A 23,490-nucleotide genomic window follows, 5' to 3' on the forward strand; every position below is an offset into this window, starting at 1 on the left:
TGCCATAACCGGCATTTGCTTTTTTTTTTATGAAATAATCTTCATGATTTTGTAAAGAACCTGACTGAGGACTGACCCGTCTTATATACGGACAGCAAAGCAAGGAGATGAAAAAAATGGACTTGTCAACAGCCCATATGGATGATTTGAAAACGGTCATGGAAGATTGGAAAAATGAATTATTAGTTTATAAATTCGCTTTAGATGAGCTGGATACGAAGTTTTCGATCATCAGCCAGGAATATAATTTGATTCACGGGCATAACCCGATCGAGCATACAAAATCACGCGTAAAAAGTTTCGAGAGTATCGTCAATAAACTGATGCGCAAAGGCTGCGATGTGACGACGCAGGAAATGAAAGAGCATATTCATGATATTGCGGGTGTCAGGATTATCTGTTCCTTTATTTCCGATATTTATAATGTCGCTGAGGTTTTGAAGCAGCATAAGGACCTGAAGATCGTAAAGGTGAAGGATTATATCAAACATCCGAAGCCGAACGGCTACCGCAGCCTGCATTTGATTATTGAAATTCCCGTTTATTTGACGAATCGTGTGGAATATGTGAAGGCGGAAATTCAAATCCGCACCATCGCCATGGATTTTTGGGCGAGTCTTGAACATAAAATTTATTACAAATTAAATAACGAAGTCCCAAAGCATCTGACCGACGAGCTGAAGGAAGCGGCGGACATCGCCCATTATTTAGACGAAAAGATGCTTGGGATTAAGAAAGAAGTCGATTAAACGATTGACGCATCACAAACAGCCGGACCGCTTTTATGTGCAGTCCGGCTGTTTATTTATCCGTTTACGCGCAGCTGTACAAATTTTCGCTTGCCCACCTGAATCGTCATGCCGTCTTCTGCGGTAATGACGGTATGAAGGGCATCCGTTTTCTCCTCGTTCACTTTCACTCCGCCGTTTTGAATCATACGGCGTGCTTCGCTTTTTGAAGAAAAGAGTCCAATCGTGACGAGCAGCTCAATAAGGGGCACGGTCTTTTCTCCGTCCCATATGACGGTTTTCATATCTTCAGGCAGGCTGTTTTGCTGGAAGACACGTTTGAAATGCTGTTCTGCCGCATCCGCCGCTTTCCTGCCGTGGTACATTCTGACGATTGTACCCGCTAAGATCATTTTGGCATCTCTCGGATGAAGCTTTCCTGATTCCAAATCCTTCTCCATCTGTTTTTTCTCCGCAGGCTCTAAGTCTGTCGCTAAATGAATATATGTTTTCATCAGGCTGTCCGGCAATGACATCGTTTTGCCGTACATGTCGTTCGGATGCTCGTCAATACCGATGTAGTTGTTTTTTGATTTAGACATTTTTTCAACGCCGTCAAGACCCTCCAAAAGCGGCATGAGGATGACGACCTGCTTTTCTTTTTTGTAGCGTTCTTGGAAATGGCGGCCCATCAGCACGTTAAAATGCTGGTCCGTACCGCCGAGTTCGATATCGCTTTCGAGAACGACAGAATCGTAACCCTGCATCAGCGGGTAAAAGAATTCGTGAAGTGAGATCGGTTTTTGCATGGCGATGCGCTCCTCAAAGTCGTCGCGCTCCATCAGACGGGCGACAGTAATTTTCCCCGCTAATTCAATCACATCTTCCAGATTCAATGTCTTCAGCCATTTTGAGTTGCAGTGAAGTTCAACTTTGTCTTGATCCAGCACCTTGCCAAACTGTTCAAAATAGGTTTTGGCATTGTGCTGGACTTCTTCATCAGTCAGCTGTTTTCTGGCTTGCGACTTCCCCGTCGGATCACCGATTTTTCCGGTAAAGTCCCCGATAACAAGCTGTATGATATGGCCGTTTTCTTGAAATTGGCGCAGTTTGTTTAACACGACGGTATGGCCCAAGTGGACGTCGGGTGCGGACGGATCAAGGCCGAGTTTAATGTTCAGCGGCTTGCCGGATGCCACTGATTTGGCGATTTTATTTCTCAATTCTTCAGGCGGTATGACGTCCGCGGCGCCGGTCATGTACAAATCCAGCTGCCTTTGCACTTCTTTTTCCTGATCATTCGTTAAAGTGATTGATTCCATCTTTTACATCCTCCTTTTTTTAGCCAAACAAAAAAGCCGCATCCCAAAAGGGACGTGGCTGTATGCACGCGGTACCACCCTGATTGAAGACGACGTCTTCCGCTCATTCGAATAACGGTTTCCCGTTCTTTGCTACTGAAGTTCACAAAGAAAGCTCAGGGAGGTAATTCACGTTTGTCTTTGTGCCGGCTTGCACCATCCGCCGGCTCTCTGAAACAGGGAGACAATCCGTTACTGATTCCCGTCATAGCTGCTATGTTATGAAATTGTCAGCGATTTTTTGCAGCAGGGCGGACAGCATTTTTTGTTCCTGTTTATCCAGACAGGCCGTCAGTTCAATTTCCCCCTGATGAAAGTCGGGGTAAAGGTCTTCAATAACCTTTCTGCCCTCATCGGTAATACTGACGAATACAAGCCTGCGGTCTCTTTTGTTCGTTTGTCTGCTGCATAAGCCCTTCTTCTCCAAAGTGTTCAGGACATTGCTCGCCGTCGCCGCGGTAATTCCGGATAGAGCGGCTATCCTTCTTGTATCAAGCGTTTCCCATTCACAAAGGTCATACAGGATGGAAAACGCCGTCCATGATAATTTGTGTGCCGACAGCACCTCTTTCTCCATTTTTACACGGAGCTGCTGGGCGGACCGATAGAGTGCAGCGGCAATATAGGCCGCCTCTTTGTTTCGGCCGGATAGATCGGAAAAAGGCCTGTTCGGCTTCTTATTGTCTGATCCGGCATCGTTGCGATTCGTCAATGGCGTCATGCTCCTTATTATTGTCAGAATCATTAGCTATGAAATGAATTTTAACAGAGAATGCAAAAGATATCAAATCGCAAACAGCACATTCCCGCAGAAAAAATGTGTAAGATCGAGGTTTACTTTTTAAAAAAAGGGAAAGACATTTGTACAACAAAAAGGGAGATGAATATCAGTGGGAAAGAATGAAACAATGCATATCGTATCATGTGCCGATGATCATTATGCTCGTCATTTGGGTGGGATGTTCGCTTCTTTATTGATGAATATGGATAAAACAAGGGATGCGAAATTATATGTGATCGACGGCGGAATTACTGCCGAAAACAAGGACAAGCTTGAACAGACCGCGATGTCATTCGGGACGCCGCTTGAATTTTTAGAAGTAGACGCTGATCAATACAAGCATGCAGTCGAAAGCAGCCACATTACAAAAGCGGCTTATTACCGCATTTCCATCCCTGATTTAATTAAGGATGAGTCCGTAAAGCGGATGATTTACATTGATTGCGATGCAATTGTGATGGAAGATATTTCGGTTTTATGGGACTTGGATATTTCCCCGGCAATAGTTGCGGCGGTAGAAGACGCCGGACAGCATGAAAGACTGAAAAAAATGAATATCAGCGACACTGCCAAGTATTTTAATTCCGGCATTATGATTATAGATTTCGAACCTTGGAGAAAACAAAATATTTCCGAAAAGGTGATTGATTTTATCAACGAAAACAGCTCGGAGGATTTTCTCGTGTTTCATGATCAGGACGCGCTTAACGCGATCTTATATGATCAATGGCATGAACTGCATCCGCGCTGGAACGCGCAGACGCATATTATCATGAATGAGAAAACGCCTCCTGAACTGATCGACCGTATCCGTTACAGAGAAACACGTGCCGAACCGGCCATCGTCCATTTCTGCGGCAGCGACAAGCCTTGGAATACAGGCACCTCGCACCCGTATCGTGATCATTATTTCCGATATATGTCCTTTACGAAATGGAACACGATTGACCGCCCGGCCATGAACCAATAGGCAGGTGTGATGAAAACGCTTGTGAAGCCGCTATCCGGCTCTCAAGCGTTTTTTTTATTATTTCACCCGAATCGCACGCACGCGTTTTTGCAGGCCGGTCTTTTCGGCAGACGGCTTCAACCGGCTGACTGCCGTTTGCGCCGCTGATTTTGCTTTTTTCGTCTTGGTTTTTTCAGCCGCTTTTACTTTGTCTCTAGCCTGCTGCCGGTTGAGTTTATCTTTTATCCGGTCAAGCCGTTTTTCCAGAGCGGTTTTTTCTTTTCCCGGCTGGATTTCGCTGACGGCTTTTTGGGCTTTTGCGGTGCTGGCCTCAGAGGTCTTTTTTTCCGCCTGCTTGACGCTGGCCTCAGCTGTTTTCAAAAGGCTTGAGTTGACAGCGTTCAGCCGTTTTTGCAGCCCTTTTTTCTCTGAACCGGCCGGTAATTTGCGGATGGCGCTTTGTGCGGCATTGACGGCGGTTTTTTTCTTTTGTTTTTCGGCAGTCCGGACTTTGTCTCTTGCGTCCGTCACATTTCTTGCCGTCTGAACTTTATTGATCCGCGCCTCGAGAGCGGTTTTTCCCTTTGACTTGGGCAGCTTGCTGACTGCCGTTTTTGCTTGATTGATATCTGCCTGTTTTTTCGTCTTTTCCGCTTTTATTACGGCCCGTTCGGCAAAGCTCTTTTGCTTTACGTGATATTGCACCAGGCCGTACCCGAATCGGCTGTCACGTCCGGGAGCGCCCAGATCTTTGATGTTTTGCTGCATCTGCTGCCGGAGCTGGGTATTTGTTTCCTCGGGATATTTCTGCCTGAGCAGCGCGAACATGCCGGTGACGTGCGGCGCGGCTTGAGATGTGCCGTCAGCCGCGGCGTACATTTGATTCAGATACGTGCTCGTAATATTGGTGCCGGGTGCGGCAAATTCAATTTGTTTTCCGGTCGTGGAAAAAGCCGCGAGCCCGTTTTTTTCAGTTGACGCTGAGACTGCCGTTACGCTGCTGTAGGCACCCGGATAATTGACGGGTTTTTTGTTGCCGTCGTTTCCTGCGGCGGCTACGATCACGATTCCTTTTTTGTATGCTTTGTCTACGGCGTCGTGAAGAATTTTTGCTGTCTGCGTTAGTTCCGAGGCTCATATTGATGATGTCCATTTTGTTGGCGATCGACCAGTCGATCGCTTTAAGAAGGCTTTTAAGATCGCCTGCACCCTTTCTGTCTAATGCCTTAACCGCATATAACCGGACATCCGGCGCGATGCCGTCAATGCCGTATCCGTCATGTTTGGCCGCAATGATTCCGGCGACATGCGTCCCGTGTCCGTTGTCATCTTTGTATGAGGAAGTATAGCTGACTGCGGAATAGCCTCCGGCAATGGAAAGGTCATCATGAGGGTAAATGCCGCTGTCAATGACAGCCACTTTCACCTTTTTTCCCGTCAAGCCTTCTTTCCACGCCTGCTTGACCTGAGTCGGTTCTATATCCCATTGCGGCAGCGCGTAACTGCTGCTTTGGGCCGCTGATAACGGGCGGATATCAGAACCGCCTGCTGCCTGAAAGGATACATTGTCTTCTACATATAAGATGTCAGGGTCCTGTTTCAGGTCTTTCACCGTTTGTGAATCGGCTGACACGGCGACTGCCGGGAGATGCTGATAGGTCTGTTCCACATCCGCTCCGCTGTCTATGGCGGATTCCTTGCCGTCTTGATTTTTGTACACCACGATAACGTCCCGGTCGTGCGTCTCGGCGTGCGCGGGCGCCGTGGCGGAGAACAGGCTGACGCACAAGGCCGCGGCCATTATCGGTTTCAGGATGTGATACATTGCAATTCCCCCTTTTTCTTTATATATCGGCAGTGCGGAATTCTTTTTTTCCTGAGGGATAAGGAAAATTTCTGTATGCAAATGTAAGCGTTTCCAAAATATGATGGAGAAAATGCTTTAAGACATCTGCGCAATGAACTCAAAAAGGGGGTTTTTGATAAATGAGTACGTTCAATCGGGTCATGGAAGAAAAAATCATGCCTGTCGCCGGAAAAGTCGCCGGCCAAAGGCACTTAAGAGCTTTGCGGGACGGCATTATTCTGACTATGCCGCTTATCATCATCGGATCGGTTTTTCTGATTCTGACGAGTCTTCCGATTCCCGGTTATGCCGATTTTATGGCTGGTCTTTTCGGTGAAAATTGGGTTGAAAAGCTCGGGTATCCCGTGAATGCGTCCTTTGACATTATGGCGCTTGTCGCCGCCTTTGGGATTGCCTACCGGCTTGCGGAAAGCTATGAGGTGGATGCCCTGTCGTCGGGAGCCATTGCCCTTGCCGCCTTTTTATTGGCGACGCCGTATCAGATTCCGTTTATTCCTGACGGCTCGGCAACAGAGATTATGGTGGGAGGCGGCATTCCGATTTCGCTGCTCGGAAGCAAAGGTCTGTTTGTCGCGATGATCATTGCAATGCTGTCTACGGAAGTGTACCGGTTTATCATACAAAGAAATATCGTTATTAAGATGCCTGACGGAGTGCCGCCTGCGGTCAGCAAATCGTTCGTTGCGCTCATCCCCGGTTTCATTATTATTACGCTTGTATGGCTGGCCCGTCTGTTTATTGAAATAACTCCTTTTAAAAGCCTCCACAATGTCGTAGGCGATCTGCTGGGCACCCCGCTGTCTATTTTGGGCGGGAGTCTCGGCGGAAGTCTTATCGCCGAATTCGTGCAAATGCTGCTTTGGTCGTGCGGCATACACGGCGCGTCCATTATCGGCGGCGTCATGTCGCCGATCTGGTACGGGGCGATGGACGCCAACCGTTTGGCTTTTCAGGCGGGAGAAGCGCTGCCGAGCATTTTTACGACACAGTTCTTTCAAATATGGATTAATGTCGGCGGAAGCGGAGCGACGCTTGCCCTTGTGCTGACCATGCTTGTGCGCTCCAGAAGCAAACAGATGAAACAGCTCGGCCGTCTCGGCATCGGGCCCGCGATTTTTAACATTAACGAACCGATTATTTTCGGGATGCCGCTCGTCATGAATCCGCTGTTAATCGTGCCCTTTATCATTGCGCCGCTCTTGACCATTACGGCGACGTACATCGGGATGAGCACGGGGATGGTGGCAAAACCGGCGGGAATCGCCGTGCCGTGGACGATGCCGCCGCTGATATCCGGTTATTTGGCGACGGGCGGGAAAATCTCCGGTTCGGTCATGCAGCTGATCAATCTCCTGATTACATTTATCATCTATTATCCGTTTTTCCGAATTTGGGATCTTCAAAAATGGAGAGAGGAACGGGCGGCGGAACAAAACGTCACAGAAGAAACATAAAAAAAACGGGCGCCTTCGCCCGTTTTTTTAACGCTGGAAAAATTCGATCCATTCGCCGTCAGGTCCTTCAATGTAAAAGTAGCGGTACCCGTTCGGAAGCGTCGTGATTTCTTCATCAATGAATACGGCGCCCTGACGCTTTGCATGTGTGAACTCCGCCGCAATATCTTCAGTCAATAAAGCGACATGGTGAACTTTTCCTTCTGCGGGAAGCTCGCTGCTGTAGCCCTGGATCAGCTCAATTTCCGTCTCCGGCCCTTCTTGAAAGCCGAGAAAGGCAAGTTCAATAATGCCGTTCGTATGAGTGATACGATCCTTTAACTGCATACCGAGAACGTCTTGGTAAAAGGCGATGGATGTTTCAATATCTTTGACCATAATGCCTGTATGGTCGATTCTTTTGGCTGTCATGGTTTTCCCCCTGTTTTGAATTTTTCGGGACAATGCGGTGTTGATCATGTTTTATGGTACGATAAGAGAAAGCAAAACGAAAGAGGAATGCACAATGAAGCTACTTACAGTGAAAGATACATTTGCCGGAAAGCTGAAAAAAGGATTCCCCCTGATTGAAAAAGACGCTCTGTCCGGAAGCTCGGTTCATTTAACAGAGGGCGATCTTTTTGATGTGACATCCGAGAAGGGTGAGTTTATCGGAAAAGGCTATTACGGTTTGCAGAATAAAGGAGTCGGCTGGGTGCTGTCCCGCGCGAGAGATGAACGGATCGACGGACGTTTCTTTCTGGACAAGCTGAAAAAAGCGGCTGAAGCAAGAGCCCATCTGTTTAAGGCGCCCGATACGACGGCGTTCCGGCTTTTCAACGGTGAGGGCGACGGCATCGGCGGCGTCACGATTGACTTTTATGACGGTTATCTGCTGATTCAATGGTACAGTAAAGGCATTTACGCTTATAAGGACAGCATGATTGAGGCGATTGACGGACTGGAGCTTTCTTATAAAGCGATCTATGAAAAGAAACGATTCGATACGGCCGGGCAATACGTGGAAGACGACGATTTTGTCAAAGGCGAAAGAGGAGATTTTCCGGTCATTGTTCAAGAAAACGGCATACGGTACGCGGTGGATTTAAACGATGGGGCGATGACGGGCATTTTCTTAGACCAGCGTCATGTGCGCAAAGCGATTCGGGATAAGTATGCAAACGGCAGACGGGTGCTGAATACGTTCTCTTATACGGGGGCATTTTCCGTTGCGGCGGCGCTTGGCGGAGCTGAGAAAACGACCAGCGTCGATGTCGCCAACCGCAGTCTCGCAAAAACGATTGAACAGTTCAGCGCCAACGGAATTGATTATGAGGCGCATGACATTAAGGTCATGGATGTTTTCAAATACTTCGGCTATGCGGCGAAAAAAGGGCTGGAGTTTGACCTCATCATCCTTGATCCGCCTTCTTTTGCGCGCACAAAAAAACGGACGTTCAGCGCGGCGAAAGATTATAAAAACCTGCTGAAGGAAACGATCGCCATCACTGCAAAAAACGGCATCATCATCGCTTCGACAAACAGCAGCGCCTTCAATATGAAGAAATTTAAAGGCTTTATAGAGACCGCCTTTAAAGAAACAAATGAGCGTTACGACATTTTGGAAGAATATATGCTTCCGGAAGATTTCAAAACGATTCCCGCGTTTAAAGAAGGGAATTATTTGAAGGTTGTTTTCTTGCGGAAAAAATAGGATGATCATTTATAGCGTGGAAAGAGGGGAAAAGAAAACCCTCTTCCATCGCTTTAATACGGGATAAAATAATCTTCATTCTTAAAGAAACAACCCGCTATTTCTTAGTATCTCATCTGTGCCAAGTAAAGTGGCCTCACTAATGCCCACATTGTTGGCTTTCATGAAGGATTGCACCGCTTGGTAGCCAACCGCATAACCGGCAAACGGTGATAAGCCGACAGGCTGATAACCTTGTTCGGCTGCAAAGGTGTCACCAAACATGTAACTGCTGACCTCAGCAAACCCTTTCACATTTAATGAGTCTTTGATGATTTCTTTTGAGTATTCTAAGTCTTCTTTTTCAAAAGAAGTAACCCAGGGACCTAATAGAGCTTCTCCGTAAAGTTCTTTGGCAAACGATTCTGCCAGCCCCTCTATAATTAAGTAATCGCCAACCGTTACGTTCCCATAATCCCAATTGAAATACGAAAAACGAATATTATGATGAAATTCATGTGCGATTACAGCAGGCAGTCTCGGTATGTTATATGAATTGGGGAATATTGAAACTTGAATAAATCCCGGAATTCCTCCGAATCCACAATACCCTCTATGTAACTCAAGCTTTTTTTGATTAGCCAGATACATCCCAAACCTTATTTCATCAGCATTTATTTTTAAGCGGTTTTGTTTGATAAATTCTACACAATGAGTTAAAGTGTCATATGCAATTTGAAGAGCTTGAATTTCTTTTAGATTCTCTAATGCTTTTCTTCCGGTTTCCGTATCAAATATGCTCAGATAGCCCAGCATATTTGCAGCCATGATTACATCATATCCGTTAGGTTCCTTTGCCTTTAAGGGAACATTCATCTTTTTCCACATATCTTCAAAAGGTTTCATCATTGAATACCGATAATAATCTTCTCTATTTTCAATCATTGAAAATAACGTTTCGTATTGCCCAATTGTATCCTCGATAATGATTTTAATGGGTACCACCCTTTTTTTGGTTATCTATATAAATTGTAATGGCATCACTCATGAGCTTCGCCAACCCTTCACCATACCGGTCGATGTTCTTAGTGAAGCGTTTATCTTCGATATAGAGTTGACCTAATCCGTAAAAGGCATCAAAAGAATATTCACCAAAATTTTCATTGAGAAAATCAAACCACTCTTTGATAGCTGTTTGTACGTCTGGGGACTTGGGAGATTGGTTAATAAGGAGTGCAAATTTATTGAACATTGCAGTCCACTTATCAGATAAATCTTTTTGCTCACCATCAGTCATGTTTTTCAATCTAATATTTACCTTATCGACAGGTTGATCACCCCACCGTTTGCGAGCTTCTTGTTCATAAAGATTATGATTGAAGTTCATTCCCTCAAACCGCTCTTTGTTCGTCATGCAAATCTCTCCCATCATATGTTTGATTGATTTATCGATGGTTGCAATCATCTTATCGACTCTATTCCGTTTCTCAATCAACATTTTCTTTTGTAAAAGTAATGCCTCCCTCCGGTTAAATGAAGGACTATTAATGATTTCTTTAATCTCTTTTAAGGAGAAATCGAGCTCCTTGAAAAATAGTATCTGCTGCAGCTGTTCAAGATTCTCTTCAGAATAAAGCCGATAACCGGAATCGGTCGTTTCCTGAGGAGTCAATAATCCAATTTGATCGTAATGATGGAGAGTACGTATGCTTACTCCAATCAGTTCAGCTACCTCTTTTACTTTCATACCCATCACGTTTGCCGCCTCCTTAATGGCTACTCTAAAGTATTACGCAGCGTAAGAGTCAATAGTTGGATAAAGATTTTTTGTATATAAAGGGAGAACATATGAGGATTTCATTGCTGAAATTAAAGAAAAAAAGCCGGGCGTGAAGCTCCGGCTTTTTTCTATTCAATAATGTGCTGGACCCGGCCGATTCGCCTGTCTTCAAGGCGGACCTTAATGCCGCGCGGGTGGAAGCTTGAGTTCGTCAAAATATCCTTCACGATTCCTCTTGTCAGCTTTCCTGAACGCTGATCGGCTTTCAGGACGATATCGACTTCAAGTCCTTTTCTGATGCTGCTTCGCTGCTGGCCGTTCATATGACACATCCGTTCTTCAGTCTTTTCACTTCATATCTTATCATATCGTGTTTTCGTCTTTTTATGAAGGACAGACAAATCAATCCTTCATAGCAAATAAAAAAAGACCGCTCTGTAAGGAGCAGTCTTTTATGACATAAACGAAAGCAAAATCGGGGCCGCGCACAGTGTCATAATCGCGGCGAGAATCATGGACACGCTTGAGATCGTTCCTGATACGGAGCTGAGCTCAAATGCTTTAGATGTTCCCGCTCCGTGCGCGCTGGTTCCGAGCAGCACGCCCCGGGCAATTTCGTTATCAATGCGGAAATAGCGGATGACCATCGGCCCGATGATCGTTCCCAATAAAGCCGTTAAAATGACGAAAACCGCTGTAACGGCCGGCATCCCGCCGATCATTTCTGAAACGTTCATGGCAATCGGCGTCGTCACGGATCGCGGCACGAGACTGTCGACTAAGCTGCTGCCGAGATGGAACCATTTGGCGATAAAGGCCGTTGACAGAATGGCGATACATGAACCGACCGCTACGTTCAAAATAATTTCCACGGCGTATTTCTTTAAAATCGGGAAATATTTATAAAGCGGGATGGCGAACGCCACTGTTGCCGGCTGAAGCATATCGGTCAGCAGTCCGCCGCCGAGATTGTATGTCTGATACGGGACATTGACAAGAAGCAGCAGTACGACCAAAACAGCGGGCGTAATCAGAAGCGGCGACGTATACACCCGCGGAAAACGAGTGTAGAGTTTTTTCGCGCCCAAATATACTAAGACAGTTAAGAATAAACTTATGATTCCGATGAACACGTTTGTTTTTTCTCCTTTCTTTTTGCTATCAGCTGTGTAAGCGTACCTGTTGAAACCATCACGACAAATGTGCTGATGACGACGACAAGTAAAATGCTTACGCCGAATTTAGACATAATATCTCCGTATTCAATCACTCCGACGGCAGACGGGATGAAAAACAGCAGCAGCTCACCGAGGAGCCATGCTGCGCCAAGCTCAATCCATTCAAGTTTGATAATCTTGAAATGCAATAATGTGAAAAGAATCACAATCCCGATTATACTGCCGGGAATATTTATATGAAGAGCCGCCGTGACCCAATTGATCAGACGCGCAAATATAAACAGCAGAGCGATTTGAATAACGGTAAGCAGCAATTTTTTCATAATGATGCCTCCCTTATATTTATATTGTACAGAAGGTTTTGCTATAGGTAAAATACATATAAAGAATAATGTGTATTCCTTTTGTCTATAGAAAGGATGAAATGTAATGGATATCCGGCACTTAACGTATTTCTTGGAAGTGGCCCGTTTGAAAAGCTTTACGAAGGCTTCACAGTCGCTGTATGTTTCACAGCCGACAATCTCAAAAATGATTAAAAACCTGGAGACGGAGCTCGGCATTAAGCTGTTTTACCGCAATGGCCGGCAAGTTGAACTGACTGACGCCGGGCAGAGCATGTATGTGCAGGCGCAGGAAATCACAAAGTCATTCCAAAACCTGACGTCAGAGCTGAATGATATTATGGAAGTGAAGAAAGGGCACGTCCGCATCGGTCTTCCGCCGATGATCGGGTCCGGCTTTTTCCCGAGAGTGCTCGGTGACTTCCGCGTCACATATCCCGATGTGACGTTTCAGCTTGTTGAGGACGGCTCTATTAAAGTGCAGCAAGGGGTGGAGGACGGCTCGCTTGATATCGGGGTCGTCGTGCTTCCCGCGAATGAAGAAATTTTTCATACGTTCACAATCGTCAAGGAAACCCTTATGCTCGTCGTCCATCCGTCACATCGGCTCGCTGACGAGAAAGAATGCAGTCTTCACGAATTGAAAGAAGAGCCGTTCATATTTTTCAGGGAGGATTTTGTCCTTCATAATCGAATTATGACGGAATGCGTGAAAGCCGGATTCAGGCCGCACGTCATTTATGAAACGTCACAGTGGGACTTTATCAGCGAAATGGTATCGGCCAATCTCGGTATCGGCCTTTTGCCGGAAAGAATCTGCCGCGGTCTTGATCCTGACAAAGTCAGAACCATTCCGCTCGTTCATCCGGTCATTCCGTGGCATTTAGCCATCATTTGGCGGAAAGACCGCTATATGTCCTTTGCCGCCAGAGCCTGGCTGGAGCATACGAAATCGTATTTATGGAATCCGAAAAAGAGAAAAAAGGATGATTAAGCATGGACGCACAAACCGCAGCTCAACACTTGAGTAAAGTGCGGGATCAAAACCCGCTCGTTCACAGTATCACCAATAATGTCGTCACGAACTTCACCGCTAACGGACTGCTCGCGCTCGGCGCATCGCCCGTTATGGCTTATGCAATTGAGGAGGCCGCCGACATGGCGAAAATCGCAGGAGCGCTCGTCCTGAATATAGGCACCCTCAGTTCGGCGTCGGTTGAAGCTATGATCGCAGCCGGAAAATCGGCCAATGAAAACGGTGTTCCGGTCATTTTTGATCCGGTAGGCGCCGGCGCCACGCCGTTTCGGACGGCATCAGCCAGCAAGATCATACAGGAGGTCCGCTTGTCCGTCATTCGCGGAAATGCCGCGGAAATCGCCAATATTGCCGGCGCCCCTGATTGGAAGATAAAAGGCGTGGATGCGGGGGAAGCCGGAGGAGATGTGGTTCAGCTCGCTAAGACGGCTGCAAGCAGGATGAAGACGGTCATTGCAATTACCGGAAAAACCGACGTCATCTCCGACGGCACCGGCACATACGCCGTACATAACGGTGATAAACTGCTGACGAAGGTGACGGGGGCGGGATGCCTGCTGACGTCTGTAATCGGAGCCTTCTGCGCAGCGGGGCAGGACGTTCTGCAAGCGGCCGTTTCAGCCGTTTCTGTATACGGAAGCGCCGCTCAGCTTGCCGCTTTGGACACCTCCCATAAGGGGCCGGGCAGCTTCCAGATTGAGCTTTTAAACAAGCTGGCAAGCATCTCCGAACAAGAAGCGGCCGAGCTTGCTGCAATTGAAAGGGTGACAGAAAAATGACGCGTATTTCTCGGGAAATGATGAAGGATATGTTATCGGTTTATTTTATTATGGGATCAAACAATACAAGCGCAGACCCCGTTTCTGTGGTAAAAAAAGCCATTGAGGGCGGCGCTACGCTTTTTCAATTTCGGGAAAAGGGGAGCGGTTCTTTAACAGGGGATGAACGTGTCCTGTTCGCGAAGCAGGTGCAGGATGTCTGCAGGCAGGCCGGGATTCCTTTCATCATTAATGATGATGTCGAATTGGCCTTGCGTCTTGAGGCGGACGGAGTGCATATCGGACAGGATGACGCAGACGCCGAAGAAACGAGAGCGGCAATCGGCGATATGATTCTCGGTGTGTCAGCACATAACGTCTCCGAGGTGAAGCGGGCGGAAGAAGCCGGAGCCGATTACGTCGGAATGGGCCCGGTCTATCCGACCGAAACAAAAAAAGATGCTGAAGCTGTGCAGGGCGTTACATTGATTGAAGAGGTGCGGCGTCAGGGCATCACCATTCCGATTGTAGGAATCGGCGGCATTACGGCTGACAACGCGGCGCCCGTCATTGAAGCGGGTGCAGACGGCGTCAGCATGATCAGCGCCATCAGCCAAGCCGAAGATCCAAAAGCGGCGGCGCGCAAGTTTTCAGAGGAAATTCAGCACTCCAAAGCAGGGCTGTCCCGATAGGGCGGCCCTTTTTCTGTGTGCGCAAAAAGGCAGTGACGGACCTTGGAGAATATAAGCCGTATGTCAAGAACAGGGCAATCAGCTTGCAATATCGACCGAAGCGTTTGATGGCTCTATCGTTTCGCTCAAAGTGACGCCTGAACCAATCACCGTCGGCGCCGAAGGCTCAAAAGCCCTCTATAAAACAGTGAAAAGCGCGCAGTGAGAGATCATTTCGAGGTCACGGAAAAACTTAATGCGGAATTCAGCGAATTTGAAGTTTTGATGTCGAAATACAAAACGTGCGATCAATCGTATACGTCCTGTGATACATTAAGTACAGATCAAATCAGAGAGATAAGCACGAAGCTGACGGCCCTTTCTGAAACCATGTCGAAGATTGCCGATGTGCTTTAAAAGGAGTTAAGACACAGCATGAGCGATGAACATAACAAGGAAAAACAGATCCACAGACGGGATGTCCTGAAGTGGGGCGCCGTCGCGGGCGCCGCCGTTGCTGTCGGAGCGAGCGGCCTCGGAGGACTCGCGCCGCTCTTCAAACCGGCGGCCACCGCTTCAAAGAAGAATGATGAAAAAAGGGATCGTGATCAAATCGTTCCTTTTTACGGAAAGCACCAAGCAGGAATCACAACGGCGCATCAGACGTATGTGTATTTTGCGGCGCTTGATGTCATGTCAAGCGACAAAGCCGATGTCATCTCCCTTTTCAAACATTGGACAAGCCTGACGCAGCTGCTGACTTCAGGCGCCGTCCCGTCGGGCGAACAGAAAAATAAAGATATGCCTCCGCAGGATACCGGGGAGTCGCAGGATCTGGCACCGGCGAATTTGACCGTTACCTTCGGCTTCGGCCCCGGGTTTTTCGAGAAAGACGGGAAAGACCGCTTCGGACTGAAGGATAAAAAACCGAAGCACCTCGCCGATATTCCGCCGATGCCTAACGACAAGCTCGATAAGGAACAAGGCGGCGGTGATATCGTCATACAGGTCTGCGCGGATAATGAACAAACGGCGTTTCACGCGGTGCGCAACCTGATGAAACAGGCATCGGGGGTGTGCGAAGTCCGCTTTCTCAATAAAGGTTTCTTAAGCGGCGGGAAAAACGGAGAAACACCGCGCAACCTCTTCGGATTCAAAGACGGCACCGGCAACCAAAGCACGAAGGATGAAAACCTGATGAATTCGATCGTTTGGGTTCAATCAGGGGAGCCGGACTGGATGACGGGCGGCACGTACATGGCGTTTAGGAAAATTAAGATGTTTTTAGATATATGGGACCGTTCATCCTTGAAGGAACAAGAGGACACGTTCGGGCGGGTGAAAAGCTCGGGCGCGCCTTTCGGACAAAAAAAGGAAACCGATCCCGTGAAGCTGAATCAAATTCCCGCCGACTCGCATGTCAGCGTGGCAAAATCAACCGGCAGACAGATTCTGCGCCGGGCATTTTCCTATACGGACGGAATTGATCCGAAGACGGGCTATGTTGACGCAGGCCTGCTGTTTATCTGCTTTCAAAAAGACCCGGACCGCCAATTTGTCCCGATGCTGAAGGCTTTGGCGGCAAAGGATGCGCTGAATGAATACACACAAACGATCGGCTCTTCCTTATTCGCCTGTCCCGGCGGCTGTAAAAAAGGAGAATATATCGCCCAAAGGCTGCTGGAATCGTGACACCTTCCATATGGAGGGTGTTTTTAAAAAAACACTTGTAACTATATGTGTTACATCTTAAAATGAATAGGAAAGGAGACTTACAATGACACTGCAGATTAAAGTATATTCTGATTATGTATGTCCGTTTTGCTTTGTCGGCAAAGCGGCGTTTGAAGAAGCAATCAAGGACAAGGACGTACAGGTGGAATGGATGCCGTTTGAATTGCGTCCGAGCCCCTCGCCGAAACTTGATCCGGTGAATGATCCCGCCAAGCGGCAGATGTGGAAAAACTCCATTGAGCCGATGGCGCAGTCGTTAGGCGTTGACATCACGTTCCCCCGCGTGTCACCGCATCCTTACACGGATTTGGCATTTGAAGGCTTTCATTTCGCAAAGGAACATGGGAAAGGAAGCGAATACCATACACGCGTTTTTCAGGCGTTCTTTCAGGAAGAACAAAATATCGGTGACGTTGGCGTGCTGACAAAGCTTGCGGAAGAAGCCGGACTTGACGGTGCTGCCTTCAAAGAGGCGCTTGAGACAAGAGCGTACAGACACGTACAGCAGGAAGCGCTCCGCCATGCTTATGAGGAAGCCGGCATTACGGCAGTGCCGACGTTTATCATCGGCGATGAGAGAATCCCTGGCGCGGCGGGAAAGGAAACCTTTGAACAAATCATTGAGCGGGAACTGAATAAACGTTAACCCGTAAAAAGCCCTCTCGATCAGCGAGAGGGCTTTGCCATATAGTGCTTGACAAATGTTTGTCTGTCCGCTTCATATGCCGCGGCGTCAAATGAGTCGCCGCAAAAATGGAGGCACCAAGGGTCTTTCTGGCAGGCGACGCCGACTTGATAGCCGTGTTTTTGAAATTCAAGCGACTGTGATGTGTCATAAAAATGAAAGCCGCGAAACAAATCCTCCCGCCACTCCACGTCATATTGAGCCGCCATTAACAAGCCGTCAATGGCGTCAGCGGGCGTAAACAGGCCGTCTTCATCACCGTGCTCAAAGTCCAGCGGATGATAAGCATTCCCCCGGTATTCAATCACTTTTCCCATCCGCTCTCCGCTTTCCCACCAAATGCCGTTCGGCGGCAGGGTTTTGCAGCCGGCGACACCGAGAAGGCCGAGCTCCTGATGAGATTGAAAGATATGAAGCATGTCATGAAGGAAATGCTGATGAATGATAAAGGTATCCTGATGCAGATAAATTTTATATTTGGAGGGGTGTCTCAGCGCTTTGTTGTAAGACGAGGCCATGCTTGCTGAATCGTATATCGGCATGATATCAACGGAGTATGAAGGGGGGACGGTAAGTTGCATGATATGGCTTTTGCACCGGGAGTACAGCGACTCGTCATTCACACAGACGACAAACAGAAACGAATGTGAATCCATTACATGCTCCTCTCGGCCTCAATCACATATTGATAGGCCGATGCTTCTGTCATAAAGTCATGCCTTATGCCAAGCTGTACGCATACTTCGTGCAATGATGCGATGGCTTTGTGATAAGTGGGGTGATCAACGCGGATCGCCTCAATGCGTTTCACCTCATAACCGGCGGCTTTAAATAATGAAAGCATCTCTTCCCGGGTAAAAAAACGCAGGTGGGTCTGATCCATTAATCCGGCGTCACTGTAAGTCCATTTGCCGGCTAAAAGCTCCAGCACCACTGAGATGTGGCCGACATTCGGTATGCATGCAAGCACCGTGCCGTCTTTTTTTACATAAGGACGAAGCTTTTTCAGCACGGACCACGGGTCGATAAGATGCTCAAGAACGTCTCCGAACAGCATGCAGTCGAATTGCTCTGAATCGTACGGAAGAATGGCGGATTCAATGTCGCCGCAAAGCACGTGGCTCAATTTGCTTTCCGCCTTTTTTGCGGCTTCGGGATACGCTTCAATGCCGTAAACCGTTATTCCGCGGTCTTCGATCGCCGCTCCTAAATTGCCTGTGCCGCAGCCGACATCAAGCACTGTCCGCCAGTTTTCGTCTATTTTGTTCAATAAATAAGGATTCAGGCCTTCGTAGTAGTTCTGTTGTTTTTCATCATAATAGGGATTCGTATCCATCTGTGTATCACCTCATAAATGGGCATATACACAAGATATGCAGCGGGGGGATCTCATATCACCATGTTTGGCTGTTCAATTGCGGAATGCGGACGGGAATGGTTGTCCGGTATACGGTTTGTTCTCTGATTCCCCTCTTATTGCGGATGTTCCTTTGAAAACTCGGGTGCGGGCGGACTGTGGCAGGTCATATAGTAAAAGGATCCGCCTGTAAATCTTACCGCTGGCGGATGGTGTTTTTCATTGGTGTTTTTTTCTTCACCGCTTTTTCAGTATTTAAGAAGCGCCTCACATCGTCAATGTGCAAACCCATGATTCTAGCCTCTTGAATTAACAATTGCCAATCTTGATCTATATCTTTCATTACATGAGTTTTCATAAGAACCTCCAATTGAAAAATTGATTTGCCCAGCTACAGCAGCCAATGTATAACAAATATCACACATAGTTGGCCGGTAATCCCAAATTGAAGATGAATTCACCTACCTATTCCCTAAGAAAATGACTGAAATAACCAAATCCTTCAAGAATTCTTACATATAATAATAAACAAATAAATACTGACTGGATAGTATGCAAATAAAAATAAATCATATGACCTATTAACATTTACCCTCAAAGCGTCGACTAGCATATTCTTTTTGCATAAAAAATACCGCAAAAGAATGATTCGGTGTAAGATAAAGTGAATGATCAAACAGCTGGGGTAAAAAATGAAAAAAAACAAATTTCAAATTAAGAGAGAAGAAACATTTGAAAGTTTTATTGACGCAGGCCTTCATCTCCTGATTGAAAGAGCTTACGATTCAGTCTCAATCGATGACATCAGTAAAGCGGCGGGTTTCAGCAAAGGCGCGTTTTACGTTCATTTTGAAAGCAAGGAAGATTTTCTGAAGCATTTATTAGACAGGCGTCAGATTAAAAAAAGGATCATCACCGGCTATCTCGACGAATTAGAAAAGCAAACCGCGCGGCCGTTGACGCTTTGTGAAGCTGCGGCAAGCGCGGCCAGCCTGTTGATGCGGTTTGTAAACAGCAAGCCTGCCTGGAATGTTGTGTCTTTTGCCGTTCATATGCCTACTTACAAAGTCGTCAGTGAATATGAAGCTTATATCCGTCTTTATAAGTTATGGATAGAAGAAAGCACCATGTACATAAATTGGCTCAAATCGAGAAATTTAATAGAAGACCATATAGATACCGAGCATACCGCTAAAATGATGTGCGCGCTCATCGACGGGATGATTAAGCAATCCAATGTGCTGGGAAGGCCGGTTACTTTCCGCAGCATGTTTGACGCGCTTTATGTTTTTGTCAGCGGCAGAAAATCAGGGTAACGTTCTTCTTGATTTGACAAAAGGTTTAGAAAAGTCTTTCAGAAAGCGAGGAACTGCCATGCGTTACAGAGAAATTATGATGTATATCATTATGGGGATATTCACGACCATCGTGAATATCGTCAGTTTTTACATTCTGACGTCGGCATTTGAGATGGATTATAAGGCGGCGACTGTCGCTGCTTGGGTTCTGTCCGTTCTATTTGCATATGTCACGAATAAACTGTATGTATTTCAGCAAAAGACCGCGGGGATGCGGAGTCTGATGAAAGAATTGACGGCCTTTTTCAGCGTGCGGGTATTGTCTCTCGCCATCGATCTCGCCATGATGATTCTTCTGGTCAGTCAATTTCATATGAACGAAACGTTGGCGAAAATCGCCGATAACGTCATTATCGTAGTCGTCAACTATGCGGCCAGCAAGTGGATTGTCTTCAGAAAAGCGAAAGAAGAGGGCGTGTCATAACGGTTTCTTTCCGCGCCCCGGGGGAAAGTGTAATGGTGAAAGGGGATGCGTATGAAGCACAAAATAAAGAAAGCGTTTGCTGATGTATTCGGGGAATCGGAGGACCTGCGCATTTTCTTTGCGCCCGGCAGAGTGAATCTCATCGGAGAGCATACGGATTATAACGGGGGCCACGTCTTTCCGTGCGCGCTGACGATCGGTACATATGCAGCCGTCCGGGAGAGAGAGGACAGGCTCGTCAGAATGTACTCTCATCATTTTAAGGAAGCGGGCATAAAGGAATGCAGTCTCGATGATATCCGCTATCAAAAAGAGGACGGGTGGGCCAACTATCCGAAAGGGGTCATGGCGGAATGTCTCGGCAGCGGTTTTTCCCTTCCGCACGGCTTCGATATTGTGTTCTGGGGAAACATCCCGAACGGCGCGGGGCTGTCATCTTCGGCTTCCATTGAACTTGTTACGGCGGTCATTCTCAAGGAATGCCATGAGCTTGAGGCGGATATGCTCGACTTGGTGAAGCTCGCTCAGTCGGCGGAAAATTCCTTTATCGGCGTCAGCTGCGGAATGATGGATCAATTCACCATCGGAATGGGAAAGAAACATCATGCGATTCTGCTGAATTGCGGGACGCTCAGCTTTGAATATACAAAACTCGGGCTGTCGGGGCTGTCGATCGTTATTGCAAATACCAATAAAAAACGAACGCTTGCAGACTCAGGCTATAATACGAGGCTCAAGGAGTGCGGGGAGGCGCTTTGTGATCTTCAGAAGCATCTTTCCGTTCAATCACTGGGAGAGCTGACCCCTTCCGCTTTTGACGCCCATGCGGAGCTGATTCAGAATGAAGTGAACAGACGCCGGGCGAAACACGCCGTCTATGAAAATCACCGCACAATAGAGGCCGCCGACATGTTCAGTAACAATCAGCTTCATCATATCGGTGAATTAATGAGGGATTCGCATCTCTCTTTACGCGATGATTACGAGGTGACGAGTCATGAGCTGGATACACTGGCTGAAGCGGCCTGGCGCCACGGCGGGGTGATCGGATCAAGGATGACGGGAGCCGGTTTCGGCGGCTGTACAGTCAGTATCGTCAAGGACGATGCGGTTTCGGATTTTATTGAAACGGCAGGGGCCCGCTATGAGGAGAAGACAGGGAGAAAAGCTGACTTTTACACGGCGGATGTCGGAGCCGGAGCGAGAGAACTAAAGGGGGATGACGATGGCAATTGAGCGGCACGTGGAACGTTTAATCCGGTACGGATTGCAAAAAGAGCTGATTTCCTATCTTGATATTGAATATACAAGAAACCGTTTATATGAAGCTTTGCATATCACCCATCCGGAGGTTTCAGAACAGAAAGAAAATGAATCGGCGGCATCATTGCCGGACATATTGGCCCCGATTTATGAATGGGCGGCAGAAACGGGCCGGATTGCAGCCGATACAGACACCTATCGCGACCTGCTGAGCGCGAAGATCATGGGCTGCTTTGCCCCGCAGCCGTCCGAGATTGTCCGTCGTTTTGAAGAAACAAAGGCGGTGCACGGGCCGGAGCAGGCGACAAAGGCGTTTTACCGATTTTCAGAGGATATGTATTATATCCGTTCGGACAGAATACAGCGGAATGTCGGGTGGACGGCTGAGACGGCTTACGGAAAGCTGGACATCACGATCAACCTTTCAAAACCGGAAAAAGATCCGAAAGCAATTGCCGCTGCCAAAGAGCAGCCTCAATCCGATTATCCGAGATGTGTTCTTTGTAAAGAAAATGTCGGGTACGAGGGGAGACCGGATCACCCGGCGCGTCAAAACCTTCGTGTCATTCCGGTAATTCTCGGCGATGAGCAGTGGTTTCTGCAATTTTCTCCGTATGTGTATTACCGGGAGCATTGCATCGTTTTGAAAGACCGGCACGAACCGATGAAGATCAGCAAAAAAACGTTTGACCGGCTGCTGTCGTTCGTCAGCCAGTATCCTCATTATTTTCTCGGTTCCAATGCTGACCTGCCGATTGTCGGCGGCAGTATTTTAAGCCACGACCATTTTCAGGGGGGCAATTATGAATTCCCGATGGCGCGGGCGGAGACAGAAAGCCGGTACAGGCTGCCTGACTATCCGAAAACGGTGTTGGGAATTGTGAAGTGGCCGATGTCGGTCATCCGCCTGCAAAGCGGGAGCGCGTCTGAGCTTTCCGGCGCGGCGGATGCCATCCTGCGGGCATGGCGCGGTTATTCCGATGAGGCGGCTGATCTCCTCGCCTTTTCAGGAGAAACACCGCACAATACAATTACGCCGATTGCCCGGCGGAGAAACGGTTTATTCGGATTAGATCTCGTCCTCAGAAATAACCGCACCTCTGATGAGCATCCCCTGGGAATTTTTCATCCCCATCAGGAAGTTCATCACCTGAAAAAAGAAAATATCGGACTGATTGAGGTAATGGGGCTTGCGATTCTGCCGGGCCGCCTTGAACAAGAAATGAAATACACGGCTGAAGCGCTGTGCTCACCGGACCCGGAAGCGGTCTTAACGGCAGACCCTTCTGCGGCAAAGCATAAAGATTGGGCGCTCAGTGTGCTGCATAAGCGGAAGGTAACGAAAGAAAACGCGGAACAGATTCTGAAAGAGGAAATCGGCCATGCCTTTGCGCGGATACTGGAGCATGCCGGTGTCTTTAAACAGACAGAAGAAGGCAGAGCGGCTTTCCGGCGGTTTATCCGCCATTTGGGCGCTCTACCGGAAAAAAGCCTCATCCCATAAGGGACGAGGCTTTTTTTTATCCTCTGCTTCTGGCGATCAGGCTGAATAAGAATACCACGATCGCAGCTCCGATGATTGCCGGAATGATGGCAAAGCCGGCAAGGTGAGGACCCCATGTGCCGAGCAGTCCGTGCCCGATCCATGCGCCGATCAGACCGGCGATCATGGACCCGATGATTCCTCCGGGCATACTGCCTTTTACAAATAAACTTCCGATCCAGCCGATAATAATAGCGACAATCAGAGATACGATAAAACTCATAAATATCACTTCCTATTTTTTATTATTTATGCCTATATGTTTCCTTCGTTTTGTCCATATTAAACATATGAATGCGTTTTTTATAATGAACATACTCAAGGCGCGTTCCGGTCTTTTTTTTCACAATGCGTTGCGTTAAAATGGAAACCGTGTGAAAAGGTGTGAGCAAAGGAAAAAATATTTCTTTTGTAGAATGTTTAACAAAATGAAACTTTTTGTTGACCAGCGATTTTTATTATGGTAAACCTTTATTTGGTATTATTCGTTCTCACTATCTTTTTTCTCTATATATGCTAAATGATCTAAAACTTTTTATGTTTGATT

General features: G+C 47.4%; 26 protein-coding genes, 2 pseudogenes and 1 other annotated feature. Of the genes and pseudogenes, 14 read left to right on the top strand and 14 right to left on the bottom strand.

Translation table 11 applies throughout. From position 1 onward, the window contains the following. Window positions 1-116 precede the first annotated feature (116 nt). Complete coding sequence (ywaC, locus tag RUW00_RS09435) at window positions 117-749, top strand: GTP pyrophosphokinase YwaC (RefSeq protein ID WP_007407732.1); 633 nt, start codon at window positions 117-119, stop codon at window positions 747-749. A gap of 56 nt (window positions 750-805) precedes the next feature. On the opposite strand, the gene tyrS is transcribed toward ywaC, so the two are convergent. Next, window positions 806-2,050, bottom strand: a complete 1,245-nt coding sequence (tyrS, locus tag RUW00_RS09440; RefSeq protein ID WP_280144724.1) for a tyrosine--tRNA ligase — start codon at window positions 2,048-2,050, stop codon at window positions 806-808. Window positions 2,051-2,095: 45 nt separating this feature from the next. Then, window positions 2,096-2,307, bottom strand: a binding site (T-box leader). Next, window positions 2,304-2,801, bottom strand: coding sequence for a MarR family winged helix-turn-helix transcriptional regulator (locus RUW00_RS09445; RefSeq protein WP_280144723.1), 498 nt, complete (start codon window positions 2,799-2,801; stop codon window positions 2,304-2,306). It overlaps the preceding feature by 4 nt. A gap of 178 nt (window positions 2,802-2,979) precedes the next feature. On the opposite strand from RUW00_RS09445, the gene RUW00_RS09450 reads away from it, so the two are divergent. Then, window positions 2,980-3,840, top strand: coding sequence for a glycosyltransferase family 8 protein (locus RUW00_RS09450; protein WP_007407730.1), 861 nt, complete (start codon window positions 2,980-2,982; stop codon window positions 3,838-3,840). Between the two features lie 57 nt (window positions 3,841-3,897). Here RUW00_RS09450 and RUW00_RS22990 read toward each other — a convergent pair whose 3' ends face one another. After that, a complete protein-coding gene (locus RUW00_RS22990) occupies window positions 3,898-4,113 on the bottom strand; it encodes a hypothetical protein (protein ID WP_396334718.1) in 216 nt (71 codons plus the stop codon). A 76-nt stretch (window positions 4,114-4,189) separates the two neighbouring features. Further along, window positions 4,190-5,644 (bottom strand): annotated as a pseudogene (locus tag RUW00_RS09455) (S8 family serine peptidase); the annotation flags it as partial. Window positions 5,645-5,805: 161 nt separating this feature from the next. Between RUW00_RS09455 and celB the strand changes: the two are divergent. Beyond that, window positions 5,806-7,140 carry a PTS cellobiose transporter subunit IIC gene (gene celB / locus RUW00_RS09460; RefSeq protein ID WP_007407728.1) on the top strand — a complete coding sequence of 445 codons (1,335 nt, stop codon included), beginning with the start codon at window positions 5,806-5,808 and terminating at the stop codon, window positions 7,138-7,140. Between the two features lie 27 nt (window positions 7,141-7,167). Here the strand turns inward: celB and RUW00_RS09465 are convergent, their stop codons facing one another. Next, window positions 7,168-7,551 carry a glyoxalase GlxA gene (locus RUW00_RS09465; protein WP_003150894.1) on the bottom strand — a complete coding sequence of 128 codons (384 nt, stop codon included), beginning with the start codon at window positions 7,549-7,551 and terminating at the stop codon, window positions 7,168-7,170. 94 nt (window positions 7,552-7,645) lie between these two features. Here RUW00_RS09465 and RUW00_RS09470 point away from each other — a divergent pair, with 94 nt between their 5' ends. After that, a complete protein-coding gene (locus tag RUW00_RS09470; protein ID WP_280144722.1) occupies window positions 7,646-8,833 on the top strand; it encodes a class I SAM-dependent rRNA methyltransferase in 1,188 nt (395 codons plus the stop codon). Between the two features lie 81 nt (window positions 8,834-8,914). Here RUW00_RS09470 and RUW00_RS09475 read toward each other — a convergent pair whose 3' ends face one another. The 5 genes from RUW00_RS09475 to RUW00_RS09495 form a co-directional block, all read right to left on the bottom strand. Then, on the bottom strand, window positions 8,915-9,757 hold the full coding sequence (locus RUW00_RS09475; RefSeq protein WP_315956600.1) for a DUF2268 domain-containing putative Zn-dependent protease: 843 nt from the start codon (window positions 9,755-9,757) through the stop codon (window positions 8,915-8,917). A gap of 46 nt (window positions 9,758-9,803) precedes the next feature. Beyond that, window positions 9,804-10,565 (bottom strand): MerR family transcriptional regulator, encoded by a 762-nt coding sequence (locus RUW00_RS09480; protein WP_280145417.1) that lies wholly within the window; start codon window positions 10,563-10,565, stop codon window positions 9,804-9,806. A gap of 155 nt (window positions 10,566-10,720) precedes the next feature. Further along, window positions 10,721-10,915 carry a YwbE family protein gene (locus RUW00_RS09485; protein ID WP_280144720.1) on the bottom strand — a complete coding sequence of 65 codons (195 nt, stop codon included), beginning with the start codon at window positions 10,913-10,915 and terminating at the stop codon, window positions 10,721-10,723. 129 nt (window positions 10,916-11,044) lie between these two features. After that, window positions 11,045-11,725 carry a CidB/LrgB family autolysis modulator gene (locus tag RUW00_RS09490; RefSeq protein ID WP_007407726.1) on the bottom strand — a complete coding sequence of 227 codons (681 nt, stop codon included), beginning with the start codon at window positions 11,723-11,725 and terminating at the stop codon, window positions 11,045-11,047. Beyond that, window positions 11,707-12,093: a CidA/LrgA family holin-like protein gene (locus RUW00_RS09495; RefSeq protein WP_007407725.1), complete on the bottom strand. Its 387-nt coding sequence runs from the start codon at window positions 12,091-12,093 to the stop codon at window positions 11,707-11,709. The genes RUW00_RS09490 and RUW00_RS09495 overlap by 19 nt, the downstream gene beginning before the upstream one ends. A 106-nt stretch (window positions 12,094-12,199) precedes the next feature. Here RUW00_RS09495 and cidR point away from each other — a divergent pair, with 106 nt between their 5' ends. The 6 genes and pseudogenes from cidR to RUW00_RS09525 all read left to right on the top strand — a co-directional run bounded on the left by cidR (window position 12,200) and on the right by RUW00_RS09525 (window position 16,959). Next, window positions 12,200-13,108, top strand: coding sequence for a cidABC operon transcriptional activator CidR (cidR, locus tag RUW00_RS09500; RefSeq protein ID WP_003150908.1), 909 nt, complete (start codon window positions 12,200-12,202; stop codon window positions 13,106-13,108). Between the two features lie 2 nt (window positions 13,109-13,110). Further along, complete coding sequence (thiM, locus tag RUW00_RS09505) at window positions 13,111-13,929, top strand: hydroxyethylthiazole kinase (RefSeq protein ID WP_280144719.1); 819 nt, start codon at window positions 13,111-13,113, stop codon at window positions 13,927-13,929. Continuing rightward, a complete protein-coding gene (gene thiE, locus RUW00_RS09510; RefSeq protein ID WP_021494737.1) occupies window positions 13,926-14,600 on the top strand; it encodes a thiamine phosphate synthase in 675 nt (224 codons plus the stop codon). Before thiM ends, thiE begins: the two co-directional genes overlap by 4 nt. Window positions 14,601-14,676: 76 nt before the next feature. Continuing rightward, window positions 14,677-14,996: pseudogene (locus tag RUW00_RS09515) on the top strand (Efem/EfeO family lipoprotein); the annotation flags it as partial. Window positions 14,997-15,014: 18 nt separating this feature from the next. Beyond that, entirely contained in the window at window positions 15,015-16,271 is a 1,257-nt protein-coding gene (gene efeB / locus RUW00_RS09520; protein ID WP_280144718.1) for an iron uptake transporter deferrochelatase/peroxidase subunit, read from the top strand. An 85-nt stretch (window positions 16,272-16,356) separates the two neighbouring features. Beyond that, on the top strand, window positions 16,357-16,959 hold the full coding sequence (locus tag RUW00_RS09525) for a DsbA family oxidoreductase (protein ID WP_014419194.1): 603 nt from the start codon (window positions 16,357-16,359) through the stop codon (window positions 16,957-16,959). A gap of 20 nt (window positions 16,960-16,979) precedes the next feature. On the opposite strand, the gene RUW00_RS09530 is transcribed toward RUW00_RS09525, so the two are convergent. From RUW00_RS09530 to RUW00_RS09540, 3 genes are all read right to left on the bottom strand, one after another. Beyond that, window positions 16,980-17,654, bottom strand: a complete 675-nt coding sequence (locus RUW00_RS09530; RefSeq protein WP_039063812.1) for a glycosyltransferase family protein — start codon at window positions 17,652-17,654, stop codon at window positions 16,980-16,982. Further along, complete coding sequence (locus tag RUW00_RS09535) at window positions 17,654-18,334, bottom strand: class I SAM-dependent methyltransferase (RefSeq protein WP_061861650.1); 681 nt, start codon at window positions 18,332-18,334, stop codon at window positions 17,654-17,656. Before RUW00_RS09535 ends, RUW00_RS09530 begins: the two co-directional genes overlap by 1 nt. A 217-nt stretch (window positions 18,335-18,551) precedes the next feature. Then, window positions 18,552-18,713: an anti-repressor SinI family protein gene (locus RUW00_RS09540; protein ID WP_003150917.1), complete on the bottom strand. Its 162-nt coding sequence runs from the start codon at window positions 18,711-18,713 to the stop codon at window positions 18,552-18,554. A gap of 334 nt (window positions 18,714-19,047) precedes the next feature. Here RUW00_RS09540 and RUW00_RS09545 point away from each other — a divergent pair, with 334 nt between their 5' ends. From RUW00_RS09545 to galT, 4 genes are all read left to right on the top strand, one after another. Further along, window positions 19,048-19,671, top strand: coding sequence for a TetR/AcrR family transcriptional regulator (locus RUW00_RS09545; RefSeq protein WP_014419191.1), 624 nt, complete (start codon window positions 19,048-19,050; stop codon window positions 19,669-19,671). Window positions 19,672-19,750: 79 nt separating this feature from the next. Further along, window positions 19,751-20,137 carry a GtrA family protein gene (locus RUW00_RS09550; RefSeq protein ID WP_025649414.1) on the top strand — a complete coding sequence of 129 codons (387 nt, stop codon included), beginning with the start codon at window positions 19,751-19,753 and terminating at the stop codon, window positions 20,135-20,137. Window positions 20,138-20,188: 51 nt separating this feature from the next. Beyond that, window positions 20,189-21,373 carry a galactokinase gene (locus RUW00_RS09555; protein WP_280144717.1) on the top strand — a complete coding sequence of 395 codons (1,185 nt, stop codon included), beginning with the start codon at window positions 20,189-20,191 and terminating at the stop codon, window positions 21,371-21,373. Continuing rightward, on the top strand, window positions 21,363-22,904 hold the full coding sequence (galT, locus tag RUW00_RS09560) for a UDP-glucose--hexose-1-phosphate uridylyltransferase (protein ID WP_280144716.1): 1,542 nt from the start codon (window positions 21,363-21,365) through the stop codon (window positions 22,902-22,904). The genes RUW00_RS09555 and galT overlap by 11 nt, the downstream gene beginning before the upstream one ends. 16 nt (window positions 22,905-22,920) lie before the next feature. Here the strand turns inward: galT and RUW00_RS09565 are convergent, their stop codons facing one another. After that, the gene (locus RUW00_RS09565) at window positions 22,921-23,166 is read right to left on the bottom strand and encodes a GlsB/YeaQ/YmgE family stress response membrane protein (RefSeq protein ID WP_014419187.1); all 246 of its coding nucleotides are present in this window, start codon (window positions 23,164-23,166) and stop codon (window positions 22,921-22,923) included. Between the last annotated feature and the right edge of the window lie 324 nt (window positions 23,167-23,490).

Source organism: Bacillus sp. IS1, assembly GCF_032461585.1.
GTDB classification, from domain to species: domain Bacteria; phylum Bacillota; class Bacilli; order Bacillales; family Bacillaceae; genus Bacillus; species Bacillus velezensis.

Excerpts from the sequence above, each read along its gene's own strand:
- ywaC (WP_007407732.1), top strand. The coding sequence starts at position 117 with ATGGACTTGTCAACAGCCCATATGGATGATTTGAAAACGGTCATGGAA.
- tyrS (WP_280144724.1), bottom strand. The coding sequence starts at position 2,050 with ATGGAATCAATCACTTTAACGAATGATCAGGAAAAAGAAGTGCAAAGG.
- celB (WP_007407728.1), top strand. The coding sequence starts at position 5,806 with ATGAGTACGTTCAATCGGGTCATGGAAGAAAAAATCATGCCTGTCGCC.
- RUW00_RS09465 (WP_003150894.1), bottom strand. The coding sequence starts at position 7,551 with ATGACAGCCAAAAGAATCGACCATACAGGCATTATGGTCAAAGATATT.
- RUW00_RS09470 (WP_280144722.1), top strand. The coding sequence starts at position 7,646 with ATGAAGCTACTTACAGTGAAAGATACATTTGCCGGAAAGCTGAAAAAA.
- RUW00_RS09475 (WP_315956600.1), bottom strand. The coding sequence starts at position 9,757 with ATGATTGAAAATAGAGAAGATTATTATCGGTATTCAATGATGAAACCT.
- RUW00_RS09480 (WP_280145417.1), bottom strand. The coding sequence starts at position 10,565 with ATGGGTATGAAAGTAAAAGAGGTAGCTGAACTGATTGGAGTAAGCATA.
- RUW00_RS09485 (WP_280144720.1), bottom strand. The coding sequence starts at position 10,915 with ATGAACGGCCAGCAGCGAAGCAGCATCAGAAAAGGACTTGAAGTCGAT.
- RUW00_RS09495 (WP_007407725.1), bottom strand. The coding sequence starts at position 12,093 with ATGAAAAAATTGCTGCTTACCGTTATTCAAATCGCTCTGCTGTTTATA.
- cidR (WP_003150908.1), top strand. The coding sequence starts at position 12,200 with ATGGATATCCGGCACTTAACGTATTTCTTGGAAGTGGCCCGTTTGAAA.
- thiM (WP_280144719.1), top strand. The coding sequence starts at position 13,111 with ATGGACGCACAAACCGCAGCTCAACACTTGAGTAAAGTGCGGGATCAA.
- thiE (WP_021494737.1), top strand. The coding sequence starts at position 13,926 with ATGACGCGTATTTCTCGGGAAATGATGAAGGATATGTTATCGGTTTAT.
- efeB (WP_280144718.1), top strand. The coding sequence starts at position 15,015 with ATGAGCGATGAACATAACAAGGAAAAACAGATCCACAGACGGGATGTC.
- RUW00_RS09525 (WP_014419194.1), top strand. The coding sequence starts at position 16,357 with ATGACACTGCAGATTAAAGTATATTCTGATTATGTATGTCCGTTTTGC.
- RUW00_RS09530 (WP_039063812.1), bottom strand. The coding sequence starts at position 17,654 with ATGGATTCACATTCGTTTCTGTTTGTCGTCTGTGTGAATGACGAGTCG.
- RUW00_RS09535 (WP_061861650.1), bottom strand. The coding sequence starts at position 18,334 with ATGGATACGAATCCCTATTATGATGAAAAACAACAGAACTACTACGAA.
- RUW00_RS09540 (WP_003150917.1), bottom strand. The coding sequence starts at position 18,713 with ATGAAAACTCATGTAATGAAAGATATAGATCAAGATTGGCAATTGTTA.
- RUW00_RS09545 (WP_014419191.1), top strand. The coding sequence starts at position 19,048 with ATGAAAAAAAACAAATTTCAAATTAAGAGAGAAGAAACATTTGAAAGT.
- RUW00_RS09550 (WP_025649414.1), top strand. The coding sequence starts at position 19,751 with ATGTATATCATTATGGGGATATTCACGACCATCGTGAATATCGTCAGT.
- RUW00_RS09555 (WP_280144717.1), top strand. The coding sequence starts at position 20,189 with ATGAAGCACAAAATAAAGAAAGCGTTTGCTGATGTATTCGGGGAATCG.
- galT (WP_280144716.1), top strand. The coding sequence starts at position 21,363 with ATGGCAATTGAGCGGCACGTGGAACGTTTAATCCGGTACGGATTGCAA.
- RUW00_RS09565 (WP_014419187.1), bottom strand. The coding sequence starts at position 23,166 with ATGAGTTTTATCGTATCTCTGATTGTCGCTATTATTATCGGCTGGATC.